This is a genomic window from Paenibacillus sp. J22FR83, from assembly GCF_059691955.1.
In genome coordinates, this window is record NZ_JCAUAM010000025.1 from 81774 (window position 1) to 99797 (window position 18024).

Sequence of the window (18024 nt, forward strand, 5' to 3'; positions counted from 1 at the left end):
GGCTGGTAATCATACTATATTCAATTTCTTGTAAAAGAATTGGATGTTTGCATGAAATCATAGAAAACGTGCTAGTGTACCCCTGTATAGATGTGGATTGCGTCTCTTAGGAACTCTGCCGTACCTGGCTGATTCACATCGTAATAGGCTTTGAATCGTTCATCATCCACATACATTTGGGCAAGACCTGCATGCGCTTCTTTACTGTACTCACTCCAATAGGACATGAGCCATTGTTTGTGCAAATCAGCTGCTTTTTGTGCTAATTCACTTGCGGGATCTCCTTGCTTGAAAGCTTCTGCTAAGGTTTGCGCAACTTCTTCCGCCAAGCGTGTCACCTCTTCGTGCTGCGCTTGCGTCATATTTTGTAGTTTCTGATTACTCTTATTGACTTTATCATCGCCGTATTTCTCGCGAATTTCTTTCCCATAGGTTTGCTCGTTTTCATCAATTAGCTTTTTTTTGAAACCTTCAAACTTCTCTGTATTCGACATGGTTAGTCTCCCTTCATTGGAAGCAATGGTTTGTTCGACATTGGCAATGAGGATATCCAATTGTCTTCGCTTGTCGAGAAGCTGTTCGCGATGGTCCATCAGTGCACGGGTTCCGTCATACGCAGGGGAAGACATAATGTCTTTGATTTGCTCCAGCGGAATGCCAAGCTCCCGATAAAATAAAATCTGCTGCAATCGATCCACCTCATGCTGCCCATAAATGCGATATCCTGAAGAGTTGATTCTTGCCGGCGTAAGAAGTGCAATCTCATCATAATAGCGAAGTGTACGGGTGCTGATGCCTGCCAACTTTCCCAAGTGCTGTACTGTGTATTCCATCCCATCACCTCCTGACACCTTTACTTTAAGGGTTTACGTAACGTGAATGTCAATACTTTTGTCGCATGTTAAAATAGAGCTATGTCATGACGATTTGAGCGTACAGCATGCCTTCCCTATCTGTCACTTCAAAGCATTGAAGCTTCGCATTCGGTACATTATGACACCGCCCTGTATGCACCTCGAAAGTCCAACCATGCAGCGGGCATTCAAGCTCGCCGTTCTCAAGTTCAACCCCATAACCTGCATGAGGGCAACGACTAGAAAGCAGTGAGTAGACACCATCGGTCTCAGTTAGGAAAAATCGGAAGCCATTTAATTCAACTTCACACGGATTGGCCGTAAACTGATCCTTAGAACCTAGGAGAATTTCATTCATAGGAGACACCTCTGTATAATAATTTTCTTTTGACAACATAATCTCATTATAATTCAAATTACACCAAAGTTCTCTATTTCACTGGTATTTAAAAGGAGCACGATCCATATGACTACAGTATCTCCATTAGCAGCAGCTTTTCGCAAAACTTCGTATATAGTAGGTGGGCACGGCCGGAAGAACATTCAAATTTTAAAAGATGCCTTAGACGATTTAGATGGCAAGCTTGAGAATGATATGTATGGAACTGGCGAAAGTATAGAGAATTTTCAGGCAGAAATGGCCGCGTATCTCGGCAAAGAAAAGGCTGTATTCTTCCCCAGCGGGACGATGGCACAGCAGATTGCCTTACGCATTTGGTGTGATGAGAAGGGAATTCGGAAGGTCGCGTATCATCCCTTAAGCCACTTGGAAATCCATGAAGAGGATGGATTGAAAGAGCTGCATCAGATTGAAACGGTTCTACTTGGCAAGAAGAATCGCTTGATTCGATTGGATGAGATTCTTGAGCTGAAGGAAGGAATCGCATGTCTCTTAATTGAGTTGCCGCAGCGTGAAATTGGTGGTGAATTACCACCGTTTGAGGAACTCGTTGCGATTTCGGCGCATTGTCGGGCGCAGGGGATCAAGCTGCATCTGGACGGGGCAAGGTTGTACGAAGTGCTGCCGTACTATCAGAAGTCAGCGGCAGAGCTGTGTGCGCTGTTTGATAGTGTGTATACCTCCTTCTACAAAGGGATCGGCGGTGTTGCCGGTGCGATTCTAGCTGGTGATGAGACGTTTATGGCGAAATCGAAGGTATGGAAAAGGCGGCATGGCGGCGATTTGATCTCTCTATATCCGTACTACCTCAGCGCAAGCTACTATTTCAAGCGCCGTGAGCCGAAAATGGGCCAATACTATGAAGAAGCCGTGGAGCTTGCTTCGTTATATAATCGCTGTCCTCTCGTAACTACCTTGCCGCGGGTTCCAGTGACGAATATGTTCCATGTTTATATCGCAATGCCCAAGGAGAAGCTTGAGCCGATTCTAATTGGCTTATATGCGGAGACGGATGTGGGCTTAATTCATTATCTGCGCGAATCTAGCGAAGGGGGCTGCTCGTTCGAAGTAAGTATTGGTGATGCATTCGCGCAAATTCCGAAGGACAAGCTGAGGCTGACGTTTGAGCAGTTGGCGACGATGCTGGAGTGAATATGTATATGTAAAAAAAAGGATCCTCATGCCTGCATTCAGGCTGTGAGGATCCTTTGCATATCGTCTCGCGGTAATAGGATGCTACACGTTAATTATGAACCAAATCCTTAAGTTCCTGAACGACATAAGCTTGACGGCCGTTCAAAGCTTCCACAAGATTCTTAGCTGCAAGCTCAGCCATATCATTACGCGTTCTTGAAGTCGCTGAACCGATATGAGGTAAGGTAACCACATTCGGCATGGCTAACAATGGGTTATCGGCAGGCGTTGGCTCGACGTCGAAGACATCCAAACCAGCTCCTCGAATTTTCCCTTGCTGAAGCGCTCTAATCAACGCTTGCTCGTCTACCGTTGCTCCCCGGGAAGCATTGATGAAGATAGCCGATGACTTCATCCGATTAAACTGCTCCTCACCTATCAGATGCTTCGTCTCTGGAGTTAAAGGTGTCATCACAACAATGTAGTCGGCTTCACTTAGCAACTCATCCAGCTCGCAGTAGCGGGCATTGAATCGCTCATCTACTTCTGGCTTGGGACCGCGGCTATGATAGAGGAGTTTCATATCGAAGCCAAACACAGCTCGCTGGGCAATCGCTTCGCCAATCCGTCCCATCCCGATAATGCCGAGCGTCGAATGATGAACATCCACTCCGAACAATTCCGTACCGCTCGTTCCCTTCTCCCATTTCCCTTGTTTCACATAAGCGTCCAGTTCTGCGATTCTGCGCCCTGCACTCAGCATGAGAGCGAGAACCAGATCGGCTACAGTGCCGTCCAAGACATAAGGAGTATGTGTACCAATAACACCATGAGATCGCATGGCATCTATATCAAAATGGTTATACCCGACGGAAGAGGTACTTGCTACACGCAGCTTCGGTGCGCAGCTTAACAGTTCCTTGTCAATTGTACCTCCCAAGATTCCTTCCGCTTCAGAGACTTTGTCCAAGATGACACTCCGAGGCATACTGCCTTCCTGATTCCAAAATTTACAATCTCCATGGAGATTCAAATAATCTTGAACGGATTCCGGTAATTTGTGGGTTACGAGTATTTTAGGCTTGGTCGACATGCGTATTCCTCCTTGGGTTTCCTAATGGCATATGAAGTGATGGGATCCTGTGACTGGCAGTCAAAGTAAATTATAAGTAGTCTGTTACATTATAGCTAAACTTATCGGATTAATATATTTAAATCTACTAGAGTACGAGATTCATTGCCCATTTGGGGCATGTAGGGGGGATCGTAAAGCAAATAACTGGATTTCCTGCATCTAAATTGCTCGCAAATGGGCTCTGTTTCAGAATAACTGGATTTTCTCCAGCTAATTCCCTCACATTTTAAGAATTTGGCTACTTTCGAAGAGATTAGCTGTATATTTTCCATTTATACGCGAGTAATCACATTTTTTGCTTGAAATAGCTGTACATTTTACAGTTAACGGTGCTCGCTATGCAGCCAAGCCAACTTGAACCCGCCGCACCAAGCTAACCACGTCAATTCCCATAGGAGCATGGGATAATTTTAATTCGCTAAGGTACCTATGATAAAATGGACATATTAACCTAGAGGAGCTGAAATTTGTGAACATTATTTTCCATGGACAAAGCTGCGTCGAGATTCAACTGAAGGAGCACACCTTGATTATCGACCCATTCTTAACGGGTAATCCGCAAGCAACGGTCAAAGCGAAAGACATCAAGGCCGATTATATCCTTGTTACTCATGGCCATGGGGATCATGTTGGGGACACGTTATCCATCGCGGAGCGCAATAATGCCACTGTAATTGCTCCTAATGATTTGGCTCGATATTTAGGATTCGAAGGGGCTAAGACGCACGGGATGGGAATCGGCGGGGCATTTCAGTTTCCTTTTGGTAAAGTAAAATTGACCCTAGCGTTTCACGATTCCTCGTATAATCCACCGGGTACCAAAGAGAATATCTATACAGGCATGGCGAGTGGATTCTTGCTTATGGTAGAGGGGAAAACCATCTATCATGCTGGGGATACGGGGTTATTCAAAGATATGAAGTTGATTGGCAAAATGAACGAGATTGATCTGGCTTTTCTGCCAATTGGGGATAACTTTACGATGGGACCGGAAGATGCCGTAATCGCTGCGAAATATGTGAAAGCGGAAACCGTTGTCCCGATGCACTATAATACATTCCCATTGATTGCACAAGATCCGGATGCCTTTGTTGCAAAATTGGAAGAAGAAGGAATTAGAGGCATCGTAATGTCACCGGGGCAACAAATTAAGCTGTAATCGAGTAGGTCCCCTACATCATAGATTCAACTTTCGGACTCCTTATTCAATTGACGCTCTTTCCAGAATAAGACGGTGAGCATCCGCTCTACCCATTCTTTATCTTCTGGCGTTAAAAGAATGCCATCGAACATCAGCTCATTTTCGCGAAGGAAACGTCGCAGGTTTACAGGATTGCTTTCAAACTGTTGGTTCGTTTGTGAGGACTCGAGATAGCCCGCAATATCCATTAGCTCCGAGTAAGATGTGTTAAGTCCTTCAGATAATTTCATCAGGACGTCGGGAGAAGGAATTCCGCGATTGCCATTCTCCAGTTGTGAGATGTATGCCGCGGAAACGCCTGAGCGATCAGCTAACTCGCGGATGGTGAAGCCTTTCATTTTGCGCATATCTCGTAATTTATCGTAAAAGTACATGTCTGTTCATCCTCACTTCGTAAAGTAAACATTAGTAAACGTTATAATACTATCAGTTTACTATAGTAATTACAATCATGGAGTTTCGAAACTTTAAATATCGATGCTCGCTCACTTGATTACTAATGTAAACTTTTATTGTTGCATTAGTGAATAAATGAGGTATACTTTTAGATAGGACGAAGTGAGGATGGGGGATTGACATTCAACGCTGATGCATATTCAAATTAAAGCGAAGACAGATGCATTCATTAAGGCAAGAGTTCTGAAAGGTTATTCGCAACGAGATTTAGCAAGGCACTCAGGTGTGAGCCATGCGTACATAAGTTTACTTGAACGTTCGATTAAATCAGTAGGTCCATCAACCGCGAAGCGATTAAGCGAAGTGTTAGAGATGGAGATAGAGGAGCTTTTTCATATCCATATTGCTTGATAATTGAAAGACCGATGTCCTCTTAAGTGGGGAGCATCGGTTTTTTTGTTTATGATGCTTTCTCGCCCTATATGACATATGTCATGCCCACTACATGATGTTTATGACTGCAACGAATTGAAAGCGATATCTATAATGAAGATAGGAAACAACAACTGATATTCGCTTACATGTCCTGCGCATCATATCGAGGAGGAACTAGAAGATGACACAATCCACACTAACTAACTTAAAAAAACAGGTTGCCCCTTATGAAGTATCCAATACGAGGGTTAGTATTAAGCAGCTAATTAACACATTAGGACCACTCTTGGTACTATGGGTAGTTGCGTATCTAAGCCTATCGATTTCCTTCTGGATCACGCTGCCGATTACGATCATCGCATCCGGTTTCGTCATACGAACTTTTATCATATTCCATGATTGTTGTCATCAATCGTTCTTCAAGAGTCGTAGGGCTAACGAAATTATCGGTACGATTACGGGTATTCTTACACTCTTTCCCTATCAACAATGGAAGAATAGTCATTCTATCCATCATGCAACGAGCAGTAACCTCGAGAAACGAGGCATAGGTGATATGTGGGTGCTTACCGTCGAGGAATATGCGGCAGCTTCTAGATGGGTTCGTATGGCTTATCGATTATATCGGAATCCCTTTATTATGTTCGGACTGGGTCCCGTCTTCTTATTTCTAATTACGAACCGCTTTAATACGAAAGGTGCAAGACGTAAAGAAAGAATCAGTACGTATTTGACGAATGTCTCCATTCTTGCGCTGTATGGGGGACTGATTTGGTTAGTGGGCTGGCAGTCCTTCGTTCTGATCCAAGCGCCAATTATGTTCGTAGCGGGTTTGTTAGGAATCTGGCTTTTTTATGTGCAGCATCAGTTTGAAGACTCTTACTTCGAGAATGAAGATGAGTGGAGCTATGTCAAAGCCGCGGTAGATGGAAGCTCCTATTATAAATTGCCGAAACTTCTGCAATGGATTACTGGCAACATTGGATTTCATCATGTTCATCATTTGAGTCCGAAAGTGCCCAATTATAATTTGGAGAAGGCGCATGATGCAACACCTCCGCTTCAGAAAGCAACAACCATTACGATCAGCACTAGCTTGAAATCGCTGCGATTTCGTCTGTGGGATGAGCGTAACAAAACGTTCGTCGGTTATAAAAATAGTAAACAGTTGCACCATAAGGAAGATAAGCATGATCCTGTGGCTAGCCAATTAAAAGTCAAACTCAGTAAATCGAGCTTACAAGGGCAATAAACACATCGTTACTTGTTTGTGCTAAAATATAAGTAAATCTATGTTGAGGAAAAAGAGGATAAGCGGACTATGCAAAAGTGGTATCAAATTTTTCACAAAAACACCGGTCTTAGTCCGTATGTGTGGGTTGTCTTCTATATCCTCCCTTTTTATTTCATAATTCGTTCTTCAACGACCTACCACATTGTATTAGGCATAATCATGATTATGGTTTTCTTTAGTTGTTATGTGCTGTCCTTTGTTTCCAAAGGTTGGATTGTCTACTTCTGGACTAGCGTACAGATTATTATTTCGATTATCATGTCTGTCGTATTCAGCTATGTGTATTTCTCTCTGTTCTTAGCTTTTTTTATTGGCACCATGAAAAGTAAGGCAGGATTTATTACGTTGTACTGTATTCATCTAGTAACGACGATTGTCACGATTAACTATGGGTTGGTAGCCCAGAATCCTATTTATTTTGACCAGTTGCCTTTTATCATCATTAGTGTAATTGCCGTTATTCTCATTCCAGTCACCACATTCAACCGAAATCGGAGTGAGCAGCTGCAGGGGCAACTAGAGGATGCGAATAAACGGATTTCCGAGTTGGTCAAGCTTGAAGAGCGTCAAAGAATTGCTCGCGATTTACATGATACATTGGGTCAGAAGCTCTCATTAATCGGTTTGAAGAGCGATTTGGCTGGGAAGTTAATTAGCAAGAATCCGGCGCAAGCACAAATCGAAATCAATGATGTTCGGCAGACAGCTAGAATAGCGTTAAAAGAAGTTCGCGAAATCGTCACGCAAATGCGCGGAACGAGACTGGTGGAAGAGATTTTCCGGATCAAACAGATACTGAACGCGGCAGAGATTGACCTCGTTCTTGAGGGTGATCCGAAGTTAACCAACACATCGTTAATCAATGAAAATGTGCTGAGCATGTGTTTGAAGGAATCGGTTACGAATATTATCAAACATAGCTCGGCAACGACGTGTTCGATCTCCATTGAACCCTCGCCAAGTGATCTCATCATTAAGGTCGGGGATAACGGGATTGGCATGTCGAAAGAATGTCTTGTGTTACTTGGCAATGGATTACGGGGCATGAAAGAGCGACTTGAGTTTGTAAATGGTTGTATGGAAATCGTCTCAGACAATGGAACCATCATTGTTATCAAAGTGCCGAATGCCATCATACCACCAGAACGGGAGGTGCAGCAATGATTCGAATTGTGATTGCCGAAGACCAACGCATGCTGCTCGGCGCACTTGCATCCCTACTTGATTTGGAAGAGGATATGCAGGTCGTTGGTAAAGCAAGCAATGGTGAGGATGCTGTGAAGTTAGTTAAACAGCATAAGCCAGATATTTGCGTCATGGATATCGAGATGCCGATCATGGACGGTTTGGATGCAGCAGAGGAACTGAAGGGTTTGGGTTGCAAAGTCATTATATTGACCACATTTGCTCGTTATGGGTATTTTGAAAGAGCTGTGAAAGCAGGGGCCAACGGATATTTGCTAAAAGACAGTCCTAGCGAGGAATTGGCAACCTCGATTCGGAGTGTCATGGCCGGCAGGCGAATCTATGCCTCGGAGTTGGTCGATGAGACATACAAGGAAGAAAATCCGTTGACCGAGAGGGAAAAGGAAGTGTTAAACCTCATCGCCGACGGCAAAAATACGAAAGAAATCGCGGATCACATGTTCATAACAAGAGGTACTGTTCGCAACTACATCTCCGTTATTCTCGATAAGCTCAATGTCAGTAACCGTATTGAGGCTATTATGCGTTTCAAAGAGAAGGGCTGGTTCAAATGACAGGCTTCCGAAAGGTGAAAAAGATACCCATAAACGGGACACTTTGATGAAAGGTGTCCAGTCTATGGGTATTTTGCAGTTATTTCACAGTTTTGTTATAAGCGCCAATTTTCTCTGTAATACTCTTAGCTGCATTATCCAGCGCCTCTTTTGGTGCTTTTTTACCAGTAAGAGCTTCTTCAATGGCTGTTTCGACGATTTGACGAGCTTCTGGGAAGACACCCATTACTGCACCTTGTGTTGCTGTGTTGGCTTTCGTTTTGTGCAATTGATCAATGGCTGTTTGGAATTGCGGGTATTTCGCAAGGTTTTCTTTGATAATGGTTTCGTCATACGCTTTTTTCGTAATTGGGAAGTAGCCCGTATTCACGTTCCACCACGCTTGTGTTTGAGGTGTCGTAAGGAATTTAATGAACTCCCAAGCGCCCTGTTGTTCAGCTTCTGTCTTGTTATTCAAGATATAAAGACTCGCACCACCAACGACAACGCCGCCTTCTTTGGCATCGGATGGCTTAGGAAGCGGGCCTGTACCTACTTGGAATTTACCTTCAGCGCCGCTTACAATACCGCGAAGTGAAGCTGTCGAATCCAATGTCATCGCGATTTGGCCAGCTAAGAAAGCTTTTTTGGTATCATCAGTTTTACGGCCAAGGTTTGCAGACGTTTTGTTGTCGACCATGTCTTTCCACCACGAGAGTGTTTTGACACCAGCTTCATTGTTGACCTGGGACTCTGTTGCAGATGCGGTACGACCATTCCCATTATTGAGGTATTCCACGCCTTGGTTAGCAAAGAATTGTTCCATAAACCAGCCGTAGATGGCAAAGGAAGAACCTGATTTCCCATCTTTGCTGAGAGCTTGTGAAGCTTTCGTGATTTCCTCATACGTAGTTGGTGGTTTCTCTGGGTCAAGTCCGGCAGCTTTGAACATATCTTTGTTGTAATACAAGATAGGGTTAGATGTATTGAATGGCATGGAATTTAGTTTGCCATCTACTTTATAATAATTTAGAATGTTTTCTTCCAGCTGAGAAAGATCGAATTTATCCGCATCAACGAATTTCTGAACAGGTGTAATGGCTTTGGAATCGATCATGAAGCGGGAGCCGATTTCGTACACTTGAATGAGGGAAGGGCCGCTTTTGGTATCCATGGATGCTTTCATTTTATTGATACTTTCATCATAGGTACCTTGGAAGACGGCTTCGACTTGAACATTCTTCTGCGAGCTATTGAAATCTGCTACTAATTTATCGACGGCTTTGCCTAGCTCTCCGCTCATCGAATGCCACCAGATCACTTTAACGGGTTCAGTTGGTTTCTTGACATCTGCCGCTGCCGTACTTGTTGCTGGTTTGGTTTCTGTCGTATTTCCTGAAGTTGTTGTTTCAGCTTTCCCACAAGCGCTTGTTAACAACACCATACATGCAGTCATAGCAAGGATGGAACTTCTTGTTTTCAATGATTTCATTTTCTATTTCTCTCCCTTATCTCTATTCTAAAATATATGGAAATCTGTTTCAGCGTGATAACTGGACAGAGTGGCCATCAACCCTTACTAACCTTTTACCGCACCTGCGGTAAGTCCGCGAACAAGCTGTTTTAAACCTAGGACGAGCAACAAGAGGGATGGCAGTATAACGATGCTTACACCTGCTAGAACCAAGTTCCATACGGTCAATTCTTCGAATTGCAGCATGGCGATACCAATTTGCACGGTCCTCATGGCCTCGCTATTCGTGATGAGCAGCGGCCATAGATACATGTTCCATGCATTCAAGAAGGCATAAACAGCTAGCGTTGCCAAGGCTGGGCGTCCAAGTGGAAGCACGATTCGAAGGAACATCCGAAAGTGACCGCATCCATCGATGCGTGCCGCTTCAAACAGCTCTCTGGGCAGCTGTAAGAAAAATTGCCGCAAGAGGAAGGTACCGAAGGCGGTCGCCAGAAATGGAACGGTTAGCCCCTGCATGCTATCGAGCCAGTCCCATTTTTTAACCGTCAGATAGTTGGGAATAATGGTGACCTCCCAGGGAATCATCATGGTAGCCATGAAGAGCGCAAAGATGAAGGCTTTGCCCATGAAGCGAATATTCGTAAAGGCATAGGCGGCCATGCTTGATGTAATCAGCTGTCCTGCGGTAATGACAATAGATACGAGTAGACTGTTGGTAATAAATTTGGTTATAGGTACAAGCTTGAAGACGGCAAGAATGCTACCGAGATACAAGCCGCTAGGCAAGAAGTGAGGCGGATAAGCGGACGCTTCCTCTGGTGTCATCAAGGCAGATGAGAACGTATAGAAAATGGGATAAAGCACTAGTGCGGCGCAGACGATCAATAAGATGTAGACGAAAGTTTGTTGCAAACGACTGGTCATTGATAGTGCACCTTCCTTTCAAACACTTTAAACTGGATGACCGTGAAAATAAGGATGATGGTGAATAGGACAAGGGCTTGCGCACTGCCTGTTCCGAACCGGAAGTTAATAAAAGCATCTTGATACAGGGAGTAGACTAGTACATCTGTAGAGTTGACGGGTCCCCCTTTGGTCAGAATATGAATTTGTCCAAAAGACTGGAAAGCGCCGATGATGGACACGATCGTAACGAAGAATACGGTAGGTGAAAGTAAGGGCAGAACGATTTGCACGAAAGTACGAACGGGACCAGATCCATCGATTTTGGCGCTATCATAGATTTCATCTGGAATGCCTTGTAAACCGCTCAACAGAACAATATAGGTGAAGCCGAGGTTCATCCAGACCGTCATCATGGAAACAGAAAGCAGTGCCCACCTGGGATCGGTCAGCCATGCCACAGGCTCTAAACCTACTATGTGGAGCAAATAATTCAACATGCCGACACTTGGGTGAAACAGCATCATCCAGATTACAGCGGAAGTTCCGACAGAAAGAACAACCGGCAGTGAGAAAATGAACTGAAAGATTCGCATACCTTTGAGCGGATTGTGCGTAAATGCGGCGAGAAGGAGTGCAATTACGATCACAGTAGGTACGGTTAGTAGCGTGAAAAGGCCTGTAACACCTAAGCTCTGATAGAACCGTTCAGAGGTGAATATCGCAGTGAAATTATCGAGACCGACGAAGGATGCAACTCTTCCACGCGGATCCGTTTCGTGTAAACTGAGATAGAAAGTTTGGATCAAGGGATAGAACAAAAAGACAGCGAAAAGCGCAAGTGAGGGAGCTAAAAACACATATCCAAGGAGTGTCTCCGCCAACTTTGGACGGATTAATGCTTTGCGTGGGTTGGCTGCACGGGCATTCGTTTGTATGTTTCTTGCGTGTGGCAAGTCTCTTTCCATAACATTCATTTCAAACTCCTCCATGACTATTAGTAGGCAAGTACTACGCTAATTAGATTAACGTCTGTATATTTGACCTATGTTAAATTCAAGTGAAGAATTTGTATATATTTCTTGTTCTTTACAAATTAGAAAGATTTACAGAAAGGGTTAATGAGTCGGATTTGGTGGTTGTAACAATAACTATGTGTTATTTATCATCATTTATTTATTGCAAAACAATAAATAATGTGGTAAATTCAAATCAAATTCAAATGATAAGTGAGGGGCTTTTTTATGGAACGTGGATCAACACTCTTTCTGAAGGTAGCTGTCATTCTTATGGGAATCCCGGTGCTTGCATTGTGTATATTTGCAGTGCCTGAGATCGCGAGTTATGCAGTAGAATTATATCCAGATCATTCGTATTTGAAATATCTCTTTATGATTGATTTGTATGCCTCGGCGATACCCTTTTACATTGCTCTGTACCAGACTTTTAAACTGCTAGGCTACATTGATAAGAACAAAGCTTTCTCCGAATTATCTGTTAATGTCTTAAAGAAAATTAAACTTTGTGCAATTACGATCAGCGGGTTGTATGTGTTAGGGATGCCACTTTTTTATCTCTTTGCGGAGAGAGACGATGCCCCAGGTGTCATCGTGATTGGCATGGTCATGATTTTTGCATCTATGGTGATTGCTGTTTTTGCTGCTGTTCTCCAAAAGCTTTTACAAGAGGCAATTGATATAAAATCTGAAAATGATTTGACAGTCTGAGGTGATAACATGGCGATAATTATTAATGTTGATGTGATGTTGGCGAAGCGGAAAATGAGTGTAACCGAGCTTTCGGAGAGGGTAGGAATCACAATGGCTAATCTTTCAATCCTGAAGAATGGGAAGGCCAAAGCCATTCGTTTATCAACGTTGGAGGCGATTTGTAAAGCTTTAGATTGCCAACCTGGCGATATTTTGGAATACAGAGAGGAAAGTCAGCCTTAAAGGGGAGGTATAACCATGAACAGTAACAATCCCATTATTGATAATATCTCAAACCCCCATGAGCTGGAGAGAATGTATAGAGAAGAACCGGATGCATTTAGAAAGTCATTCACATACGCGTGGGAACAGAACTCGGATTCACCGGTGCTAGGCGTGTGGTATCACAGGTTGTATTTTCAGGATAAGATACGTACAGAGAAAGCCCCTTTGTTTCAAAAAGATTTCATAACCATGGGCATCTTAGCCATTCTAGCTGGGATCACTACAAGAATCCTTTTTCATTATGCCGATGATAACACCATAGCGCCAATTAATATTGTGTTTGTTATACTGCTCTTGATGGCTATCTTCTTTGTAACCAATCATGTGCCGAATAAAAAGGTTTTGTACACCCTTGCATCGTCCTTCCTTATTTCGGGGATATTCTTAAATCTCTTGCCTGTAGAGTGGACTGACAGTATCATTCTAGTATATATACACCTTCCGATATTCTTATGGGTCGTTGTTGGGCTTGCTTTTACAGGAAATGAGTATGGCAAAGGCAGTACACGACTAGCCTATCTTAAATTTAATGGTGAATTCGCTATACTCTACGCCTGCATGGCCATTAGCGGAATGTTGTTAACAGGCTTAACAATGCAGTTATTTAAATTTGTAGGCATGGATATATCGGAATTTTATTTTGAAAATGTCGTAATTTTCGGTGCTGCTGCGCTCTCACTCGTGGCTGTATACCTTGTATCTAGGAATCTTAAGCTAGCCAAGAATATAGCTCCTTATATTGCCAAAATTTTTAGCCCACTAGTTCTGGTAACGTTGTTGGTCTATCTTATTACGGTAATTGTGGTTGGAAAAAATCCATTCTTAGACCGCGATTTTCTCCTCTCTTTTAACGGAGTACTACTCGCTGTTTTGGCCGTCACCATATTCTCGATTACGGAAAGCGGCAAAGACGAGAAGAAGAACATTTCGGATTATATGAATGTTGCCCTCATCATCCTTGCTCTGATTATTGATAGTGTGGCGTTGTCTGCCATTGTGTTCAGACTTTCTTCGTATGGGATTTCTCCTAACAGGTTGGCAGTTCTAGGTATAAACATTCTGATTTGGGCTCATCTTGTTATGATTATGCTGTCCTACCTGCGGTTTCTACGAAACAAATCCGGACCTTTGGCGATCCAAGATGCCGTTACGAAGTATTTGCCAGTCTACGGACTATGGGCAGCTTTCGTCACATTTGCGTTTCCATTATTTTTTAAGTAATGTACTAGAAGAATTAGCTAAGAGGTGAACGGAAGTGCCATTCGTACCGACTGATCAAGATGCTTTGTACTATGAATTTCACCAAGAGAGCGGCCGCGATCAGCCGGTAGAAACGCTAGTTATGATTCACAGCTTGGGAACGAATCTAAGTATTTGGAATTGGATGATACCGTATCTCCAGTCCCGCTATGATATTCTCGTTTATGATGTAAGAGGTCACGGAAGAAGCCGACAGATGGGTGAGGAAGAGGTCACATGGCGATTGCTTTGCGAAGATTTGGCCGGCCTTCTTGCTTATCATCAAATTGATCGTTGTCATCTCGTCGGTCACGGAATGGGTGGTTACATTGGTCTGGAATTCGTTCGGGAATATCCGGCTAAGGTGTTATCGCTTTGTTTACTTTCCGTACCGCTCTATTATCCAGTTAAGGTTATGCCGATATTATCAGGCGATCGACAGCAAGTCATTCGAGAGCGCAACTCGATCATGCCCGTCGCTGAACGCTTGCTTAGTGCGGCTTGCCATCAGGTTACACCGAGCAAAGAAGCGTTATTATATGAAGCTTATAGCCAAGTTTCTTTCCACCACTACATTCAAATTCGAGATAAAATCACAGCCTATATCTCTGCCCAAGAGATTAGAGGTGTTGAACTTCCTGTGCTGTTTCTTGGCGGGGAATACGATAGGCTTTTCCCGCCGAGTGTGCTCGCGTTAGGGACCATATTGCTTCAGAATTATCGATTTTTGGTCGTATCCGATGCAGCTAACGCGGTTCAATTGGATCAGCCGGCTGTCGTGGCGAATTGGATTGATGAGCATATTCGGAAAGTTGGCGATTCTGCCGATGTTCGAGTCGTAGATAAGTTGTCAGCGCATATGCAAAATCAAATCAAAGATTTCGTGGAACAGGTTCGCCAGCAACATGAAACATCCACTGCATTGGAAGTCGAAGTCATGGGCACGTTTCGTGTATCTGTCAACCGACAGGTCGTCTTAGGAGAGTGGAATCAGCGATACGCCAAAAGATTGCTCGTCTATTTGCTGTTCCACCCTTCCGTCACACGTGAGCAGCTATGCGATGCTTTATGGCCCGGGGCGGATTTGACTAACGCGAAGAACAGGCTGCGCGTATCGCTCAGCTATTTGAAAAGCTTGCTAGACAAGTATGTGGACGAAGCTAGCCCTCTCCTTGTTGCGGATCGTGAGTACGTCTATTTGCGCGGCAACCTAAAGTGCGATTTGCTTGATCTGCTAGAGAAGCTGCAAACGACCATAGACGAGCCGGTTAGGGAGCGCAAAGCGCTGCTCAGTCGGGAAATATTAGAGAAAACGGTGTACCCATTCACCATGAGTATCTTCGACAATTGGTTGCTTACCTATGTTGAGAAGGTAGAACATAATCTGGAGGAGCTTGCCCGTTGGACAGCAGACTATTACCGACAAAATAACGATTTACGGCAAGCAGAGAGGTATATGAAATTCGTTGACCGTTTTATATAGGTGTATTCGCCAATATGCAATCCAGCAGCTCTCGATTTCAACTGAAATCGGGGGCTTTTCGTTGTTCGACCCTATTTCCTAGATTAATGATAGCGTAACGGTCGTTTTGATAGAATATTTGGAGCTATTAAGAAATAAGAAGATTGTTACGGTATGAGGGAGATGGGTTAGATCATGCAAAGAACAAGGTACAAACGGATCACAAAAGTAGTACATGGGATCTTTTTGAAAAGCGTATTGGTAATTGCTATAGTCGTACAGTTGTTTGGTTTGGCAGGCAATCAATCAGCGCAAGCGAGTAGTCAGTGGTCAAGTATGGGTACTGGAATTAGCAGCTTGTTTATACGTTCGATTGCAGTATCTGGTACAGACGTCTATGCTGGTGGAAATTTCACCACTGCTGGTGGAAATCCAGCAAATCATATAGCGAAATGGGATGGGAGTCAGTGGTCTAGCCTTGGCACGGGCCTTAATAGCTATGTCTTTGCTGTGGCGGCTTCGGGAAATGATGTTTATGCTGGTGGCATTTTTGGTTCAGCGGGCGGCAATCCAGTAGGCAGCATAGCGAAATGGAACGGGAGCAGTTGGTCCAACCTCGGTACAGGTACTAACGGTTCGGTCTATGCGATAGCTGTGTCGGGTATGGATGTTTATGTAGCTGGGAATTTCACAACAGCGGGCGGTGTTCCAGTTACCAATATAGCGAAATGGAATGGGACAAGCTGGTCAAGTTTGGGTACGGGCCTTAACAATACTGTGTATGCGTTAGCTGTATCTGGTTCGAATGTGTACGCAGCTGGAAGTTTCAGCACAGCAGGGGGGACATCAGCAGTTCGTATAGCCAAATGGGATGGCAGCAGTTGGTCTAGTCTTGGCGCAGGCTTGAATGGTGATGCGTATGCTCTAGCTGTATCGGGCAATAATGTGTACGCAGGTGGCACTTTCAGCACAGCGGGCGGCATTTCGGCAAATCGGATAGCGAAGTGGAATGGTAGCAGTTGGTCTAGTCTTGGCTCGGGTTTTGACAACTCAGTTAGTGCATTAACCATAATGGGAAGCACGCTATATGCAGGTGGAGGATTTACTACGGCAGGCGGCGCTTCTGCAAGTCGAATAGCCAAATGGGATGGCAGCAATTGGTCGAGTTTAGGGACGGGGGTTAACAATAGTGTTAGTGCATTAACTGCATCGGGCAGCACTCTGTATGCAGGTGGAACATTCACTACTGCAGGCGGTAATTCGGCTAACCTTATCGCCCAATGGAGTGATACTGTTTATTCTGATTCTACGATCACTTTTAACAGTAATGGTGGATCGCCTATTAGCAGCCAAAGTGTGGCTTATGGTGGTATAACGTCCGAGCCGACGTCTCCGCCAATGAAGGCAGGGTATACGTTTGCTGGTTGGTACAGCGACAGCGGATTGAACACGGTATACGATTTTGCTACTCCTGTTACAGCAGATATGACACTTTATGCGAAGTGGACGGCCATAACCGCATCACCCGTGGTAAGCGGCACGATACGTGCAGGAGACACGAGTGTATCAGGTACAGCAGCTGCAGAAGCAAGTATCTTGCTGAGCGTGAATGGAATACCAGCGACCCCAACAACCGCAACTGGCGGTAACTGGGTTGTGCCAGGTTTGACGTTGGCATCAGGCGATACGATCAGCGTAACGGCACAGTCGGCAGGAGAGATTGTAAGTGCAGCGGCAATATCAACTGTAGAGCCTGCCTTAATAAATATTACGGCATTCGATGCGATTAGAGATGTAGCTGCTGGGACGGCCGGGGCTGCAGCTTATGCGAATGCTGGAGAAGTGACGGCTGCATTGTTGGCAAGTCATGCGAGTGTAACGGCGAATGGTGGCACGATTGCAGTGCCAGTAACAGCGTGGGTAGACACGGATGGCTACAATGCATCTGTGGCTGGTAGTTATACATTTACGGCAACGTTGGGTAGTTTGCCGGTGAATACGACTAATACAAGCGGATTGACAGCGACAGTAGAAGTAGTTGTGTCGCCAGTGATTACAAATATCATTGCATTTGATGTGATTGGTGATGTAGCTGCTGGGACGGCGGGCTCGGCAAGCTATGCAAATGTGGGAGAAGTGACGGCGGCGTTATTGGCAAGTCATACGAGTGTAACCGCAAACGGCGGTACGATTGCGGTGCCGGTAACGGCGTGGGTAGATACGGATGGCTACAATGCATCGGTTGCGGGGAGTTATACATTTACGGCAACGTTGGGTAGTTTGCCGGCGAATACGACTAATACAAATGGCGTTATAGCGACAGTAGAAGTAGTTGTGTCGCCAGTGATTACAAACATCACC

18 protein-coding genes are annotated in these 18024 nt (G+C 44.4%); 11 read left to right on the plus strand and 7 right to left on the minus strand.

Annotation, left to right across the window (positions count from 1 at the left end; genetic code table 11):
- Nucleotides 1–71: 71 nt before the first annotated feature.
- Both AC58PV_RS31515 and AC58PV_RS31520 read right to left on the minus strand, forming a co-directional pair.
- Nucleotides 72–833, minus strand: a complete 762-nt coding sequence (locus AC58PV_RS31515; protein ID WP_497436891.1) for a MerR family transcriptional regulator — start codon at nucleotides 831–833, stop codon at nucleotides 72–74.
- 79 nt (nucleotides 834–912) lie between these two features.
- Nucleotides 913–1212, minus strand: a complete 300-nt coding sequence (locus AC58PV_RS31520; RefSeq protein ID WP_497436892.1) for a Rieske (2Fe-2S) protein — start codon at nucleotides 1210–1212, stop codon at nucleotides 913–915.
- 108 nt (nucleotides 1213–1320) lie between these two features.
- Between AC58PV_RS31520 and AC58PV_RS31525 the strand changes: the two genes are divergently transcribed.
- Nucleotides 1321–2406, plus strand: coding sequence for a threonine aldolase family protein (locus tag AC58PV_RS31525; RefSeq protein WP_497436894.1), 1086 nt, complete (start codon nucleotides 1321–1323; stop codon nucleotides 2404–2406).
- 91 nt (nucleotides 2407–2497) lie between these two features.
- Here AC58PV_RS31525 and AC58PV_RS31530 read toward each other — a convergent pair whose 3' ends face one another.
- Entirely contained in the window at nucleotides 2498–3481 is a 984-nt protein-coding gene (locus tag AC58PV_RS31530; protein WP_497436895.1) for a 2-hydroxyacid dehydrogenase, read from the minus strand.
- Nucleotides 3482–3992: 511 nt separating this feature from the next.
- Between AC58PV_RS31530 and AC58PV_RS31535 the strand changes: the two genes are divergently transcribed.
- Complete coding sequence (locus AC58PV_RS31535; protein ID WP_497436896.1) at nucleotides 3993–4682, plus strand: metal-dependent hydrolase; 690 nt, start codon at nucleotides 3993–3995, stop codon at nucleotides 4680–4682.
- A 26-nt stretch (nucleotides 4683–4708) separates the two neighbouring features.
- On the opposite strand, the gene AC58PV_RS31540 is transcribed toward AC58PV_RS31535, so the two are convergent.
- Nucleotides 4709–5098, minus strand: a complete 390-nt coding sequence (locus AC58PV_RS31540; RefSeq protein ID WP_497436897.1) for a helix-turn-helix domain-containing protein — start codon at nucleotides 5096–5098, stop codon at nucleotides 4709–4711.
- Between the two features lie 214 nt (nucleotides 5099–5312).
- Between AC58PV_RS31540 and AC58PV_RS31545 the strand changes: the two genes are divergently transcribed.
- From AC58PV_RS31545 to AC58PV_RS31560, 4 genes are all read left to right on the plus strand, one after another.
- Nucleotides 5313–5531, plus strand: coding sequence for a helix-turn-helix domain-containing protein (locus AC58PV_RS31545; RefSeq protein ID WP_497436899.1), 219 nt, complete (start codon nucleotides 5313–5315; stop codon nucleotides 5529–5531).
- A gap of 205 nt (nucleotides 5532–5736) precedes the next feature.
- Nucleotides 5737–6807, plus strand: coding sequence for a Delta(5) desaturase DesA (desA, locus tag AC58PV_RS31550; protein WP_497436900.1), 1071 nt, complete (start codon nucleotides 5737–5739; stop codon nucleotides 6805–6807).
- A 69-nt stretch (nucleotides 6808–6876) separates the two neighbouring features.
- Complete coding sequence (locus AC58PV_RS31555; protein WP_497436901.1) at nucleotides 6877–8013, plus strand: sensor histidine kinase; 1137 nt, start codon at nucleotides 6877–6879, stop codon at nucleotides 8011–8013.
- Entirely contained in the window at nucleotides 8010–8609 is a 600-nt protein-coding gene (locus tag AC58PV_RS31560; RefSeq protein ID WP_497436903.1) for a response regulator, read from the plus strand. The genes AC58PV_RS31555 and AC58PV_RS31560 overlap by 4 nt, the downstream gene beginning before the upstream one ends.
- 79 nt (nucleotides 8610–8688) lie before the next feature.
- Here AC58PV_RS31560 and AC58PV_RS31565 read toward each other — a convergent pair whose 3' ends face one another.
- The 3 genes from AC58PV_RS31565 to AC58PV_RS31575 form a co-directional block, all read right to left on the minus strand.
- Nucleotides 8689–10080 (minus strand): ABC transporter substrate-binding protein, encoded by a 1392-nt coding sequence (locus tag AC58PV_RS31565; protein ID WP_497436904.1) that lies wholly within the window; start codon nucleotides 10078–10080, stop codon nucleotides 8689–8691.
- An 87-nt stretch (nucleotides 10081–10167) separates the two neighbouring features.
- Nucleotides 10168–10989 (minus strand): carbohydrate ABC transporter permease, encoded by an 822-nt coding sequence (locus AC58PV_RS31570; protein ID WP_497436906.1) that lies wholly within the window; start codon nucleotides 10987–10989, stop codon nucleotides 10168–10170.
- Nucleotides 10986–11945: a carbohydrate ABC transporter permease gene (locus tag AC58PV_RS31575; protein ID WP_497436907.1), complete on the minus strand. Its 960-nt coding sequence runs from the start codon at nucleotides 11943–11945 to the stop codon at nucleotides 10986–10988. The genes AC58PV_RS31570 and AC58PV_RS31575 overlap by 4 nt, the downstream gene beginning before the upstream one ends.
- A gap of 267 nt (nucleotides 11946–12212) precedes the next feature.
- Here AC58PV_RS31575 and AC58PV_RS31580 point away from each other — a divergent pair, with 267 nt between their 5' ends.
- From AC58PV_RS31580 to AC58PV_RS31600, 5 genes are all read left to right on the plus strand, one after another.
- On the plus strand, nucleotides 12213–12695 hold the full coding sequence (locus tag AC58PV_RS31580; protein WP_497436908.1) for a DUF2975 domain-containing protein: 483 nt from the start codon (nucleotides 12213–12215) through the stop codon (nucleotides 12693–12695).
- A gap of 9 nt (nucleotides 12696–12704) precedes the next feature.
- Nucleotides 12705–12920, plus strand: a complete 216-nt coding sequence (locus AC58PV_RS31585; protein WP_497436909.1) for a helix-turn-helix domain-containing protein — start codon at nucleotides 12705–12707, stop codon at nucleotides 12918–12920.
- Nucleotides 12921–12935: 15 nt separating this feature from the next.
- Nucleotides 12936–14183, plus strand: coding sequence for a DUF4153 domain-containing protein (locus AC58PV_RS31590; RefSeq protein ID WP_497436911.1), 1248 nt, complete (start codon nucleotides 12936–12938; stop codon nucleotides 14181–14183).
- 34 nt (nucleotides 14184–14217) lie between these two features.
- On the plus strand, nucleotides 14218–15684 hold the full coding sequence (locus AC58PV_RS31595) for an alpha/beta hydrolase (protein WP_497436912.1): 1467 nt from the start codon (nucleotides 14218–14220) through the stop codon (nucleotides 15682–15684).
- Nucleotides 15685–15858: 174 nt separating this feature from the next.
- Nucleotides 15859–18024 (plus strand): InlB B-repeat-containing protein (locus AC58PV_RS31600; RefSeq protein WP_497436914.1); only part of this gene is annotated, 2166 nt, incomplete at its 3' end.

Bases quoted from the DNA above. Each gene is read 5' to 3' on its own strand.
- AC58PV_RS31585 (WP_497436909.1), top strand. From the start codon at position 12,705: ATGGCGATAATTATTAATGTTGATGTGATGTTGGCGAAGCGGAAAATG.
- desA (WP_497436900.1), top strand. From the start codon at position 5,737: ATGACACAATCCACACTAACTAACTTAAAAAAACAGGTTGCCCCTTAT.
- AC58PV_RS31530 (WP_497436895.1), bottom strand. From the start codon at position 3,481: ATGTCGACCAAGCCTAAAATACTCGTAACCCACAAATTACCGGAATCC.
- AC58PV_RS31590 (WP_497436911.1), top strand. From the start codon at position 12,936: ATGAACAGTAACAATCCCATTATTGATAATATCTCAAACCCCCATGAG.
- AC58PV_RS31515 (WP_497436891.1), bottom strand. From the start codon at position 833: ATGGAATACACAGTACAGCACTTGGGAAAGTTGGCAGGCATCAGCACC.
- AC58PV_RS31565 (WP_497436904.1), bottom strand. From the start codon at position 10,080: ATGAAATCATTGAAAACAAGAAGTTCCATCCTTGCTATGACTGCATGT.
- AC58PV_RS31545 (WP_497436899.1), top strand. From the start codon at position 5,313: ATGCATATTCAAATTAAAGCGAAGACAGATGCATTCATTAAGGCAAGA.
- AC58PV_RS31560 (WP_497436903.1), top strand. From the start codon at position 8,010: ATGATTCGAATTGTGATTGCCGAAGACCAACGCATGCTGCTCGGCGCA.
- AC58PV_RS31575 (WP_497436907.1), bottom strand. From the start codon at position 11,945: ATGAATGTTATGGAAAGAGACTTGCCACACGCAAGAAACATACAAACG.
- AC58PV_RS31520 (WP_497436892.1), bottom strand. From the start codon at position 1,212: ATGAATGAAATTCTCCTAGGTTCTAAGGATCAGTTTACGGCCAATCCG.
- AC58PV_RS31580 (WP_497436908.1), top strand. From the start codon at position 12,213: ATGGAACGTGGATCAACACTCTTTCTGAAGGTAGCTGTCATTCTTATG.
- AC58PV_RS31525 (WP_497436894.1), top strand. From the start codon at position 1,321: ATGACTACAGTATCTCCATTAGCAGCAGCTTTTCGCAAAACTTCGTAT.
- AC58PV_RS31540 (WP_497436897.1), bottom strand. From the start codon at position 5,098: ATGTACTTTTACGATAAATTACGAGATATGCGCAAAATGAAAGGCTTC.
- AC58PV_RS31555 (WP_497436901.1), top strand. From the start codon at position 6,877: ATGCAAAAGTGGTATCAAATTTTTCACAAAAACACCGGTCTTAGTCCG.
- AC58PV_RS31570 (WP_497436906.1), bottom strand. From the start codon at position 10,989: ATGACCAGTCGTTTGCAACAAACTTTCGTCTACATCTTATTGATCGTC.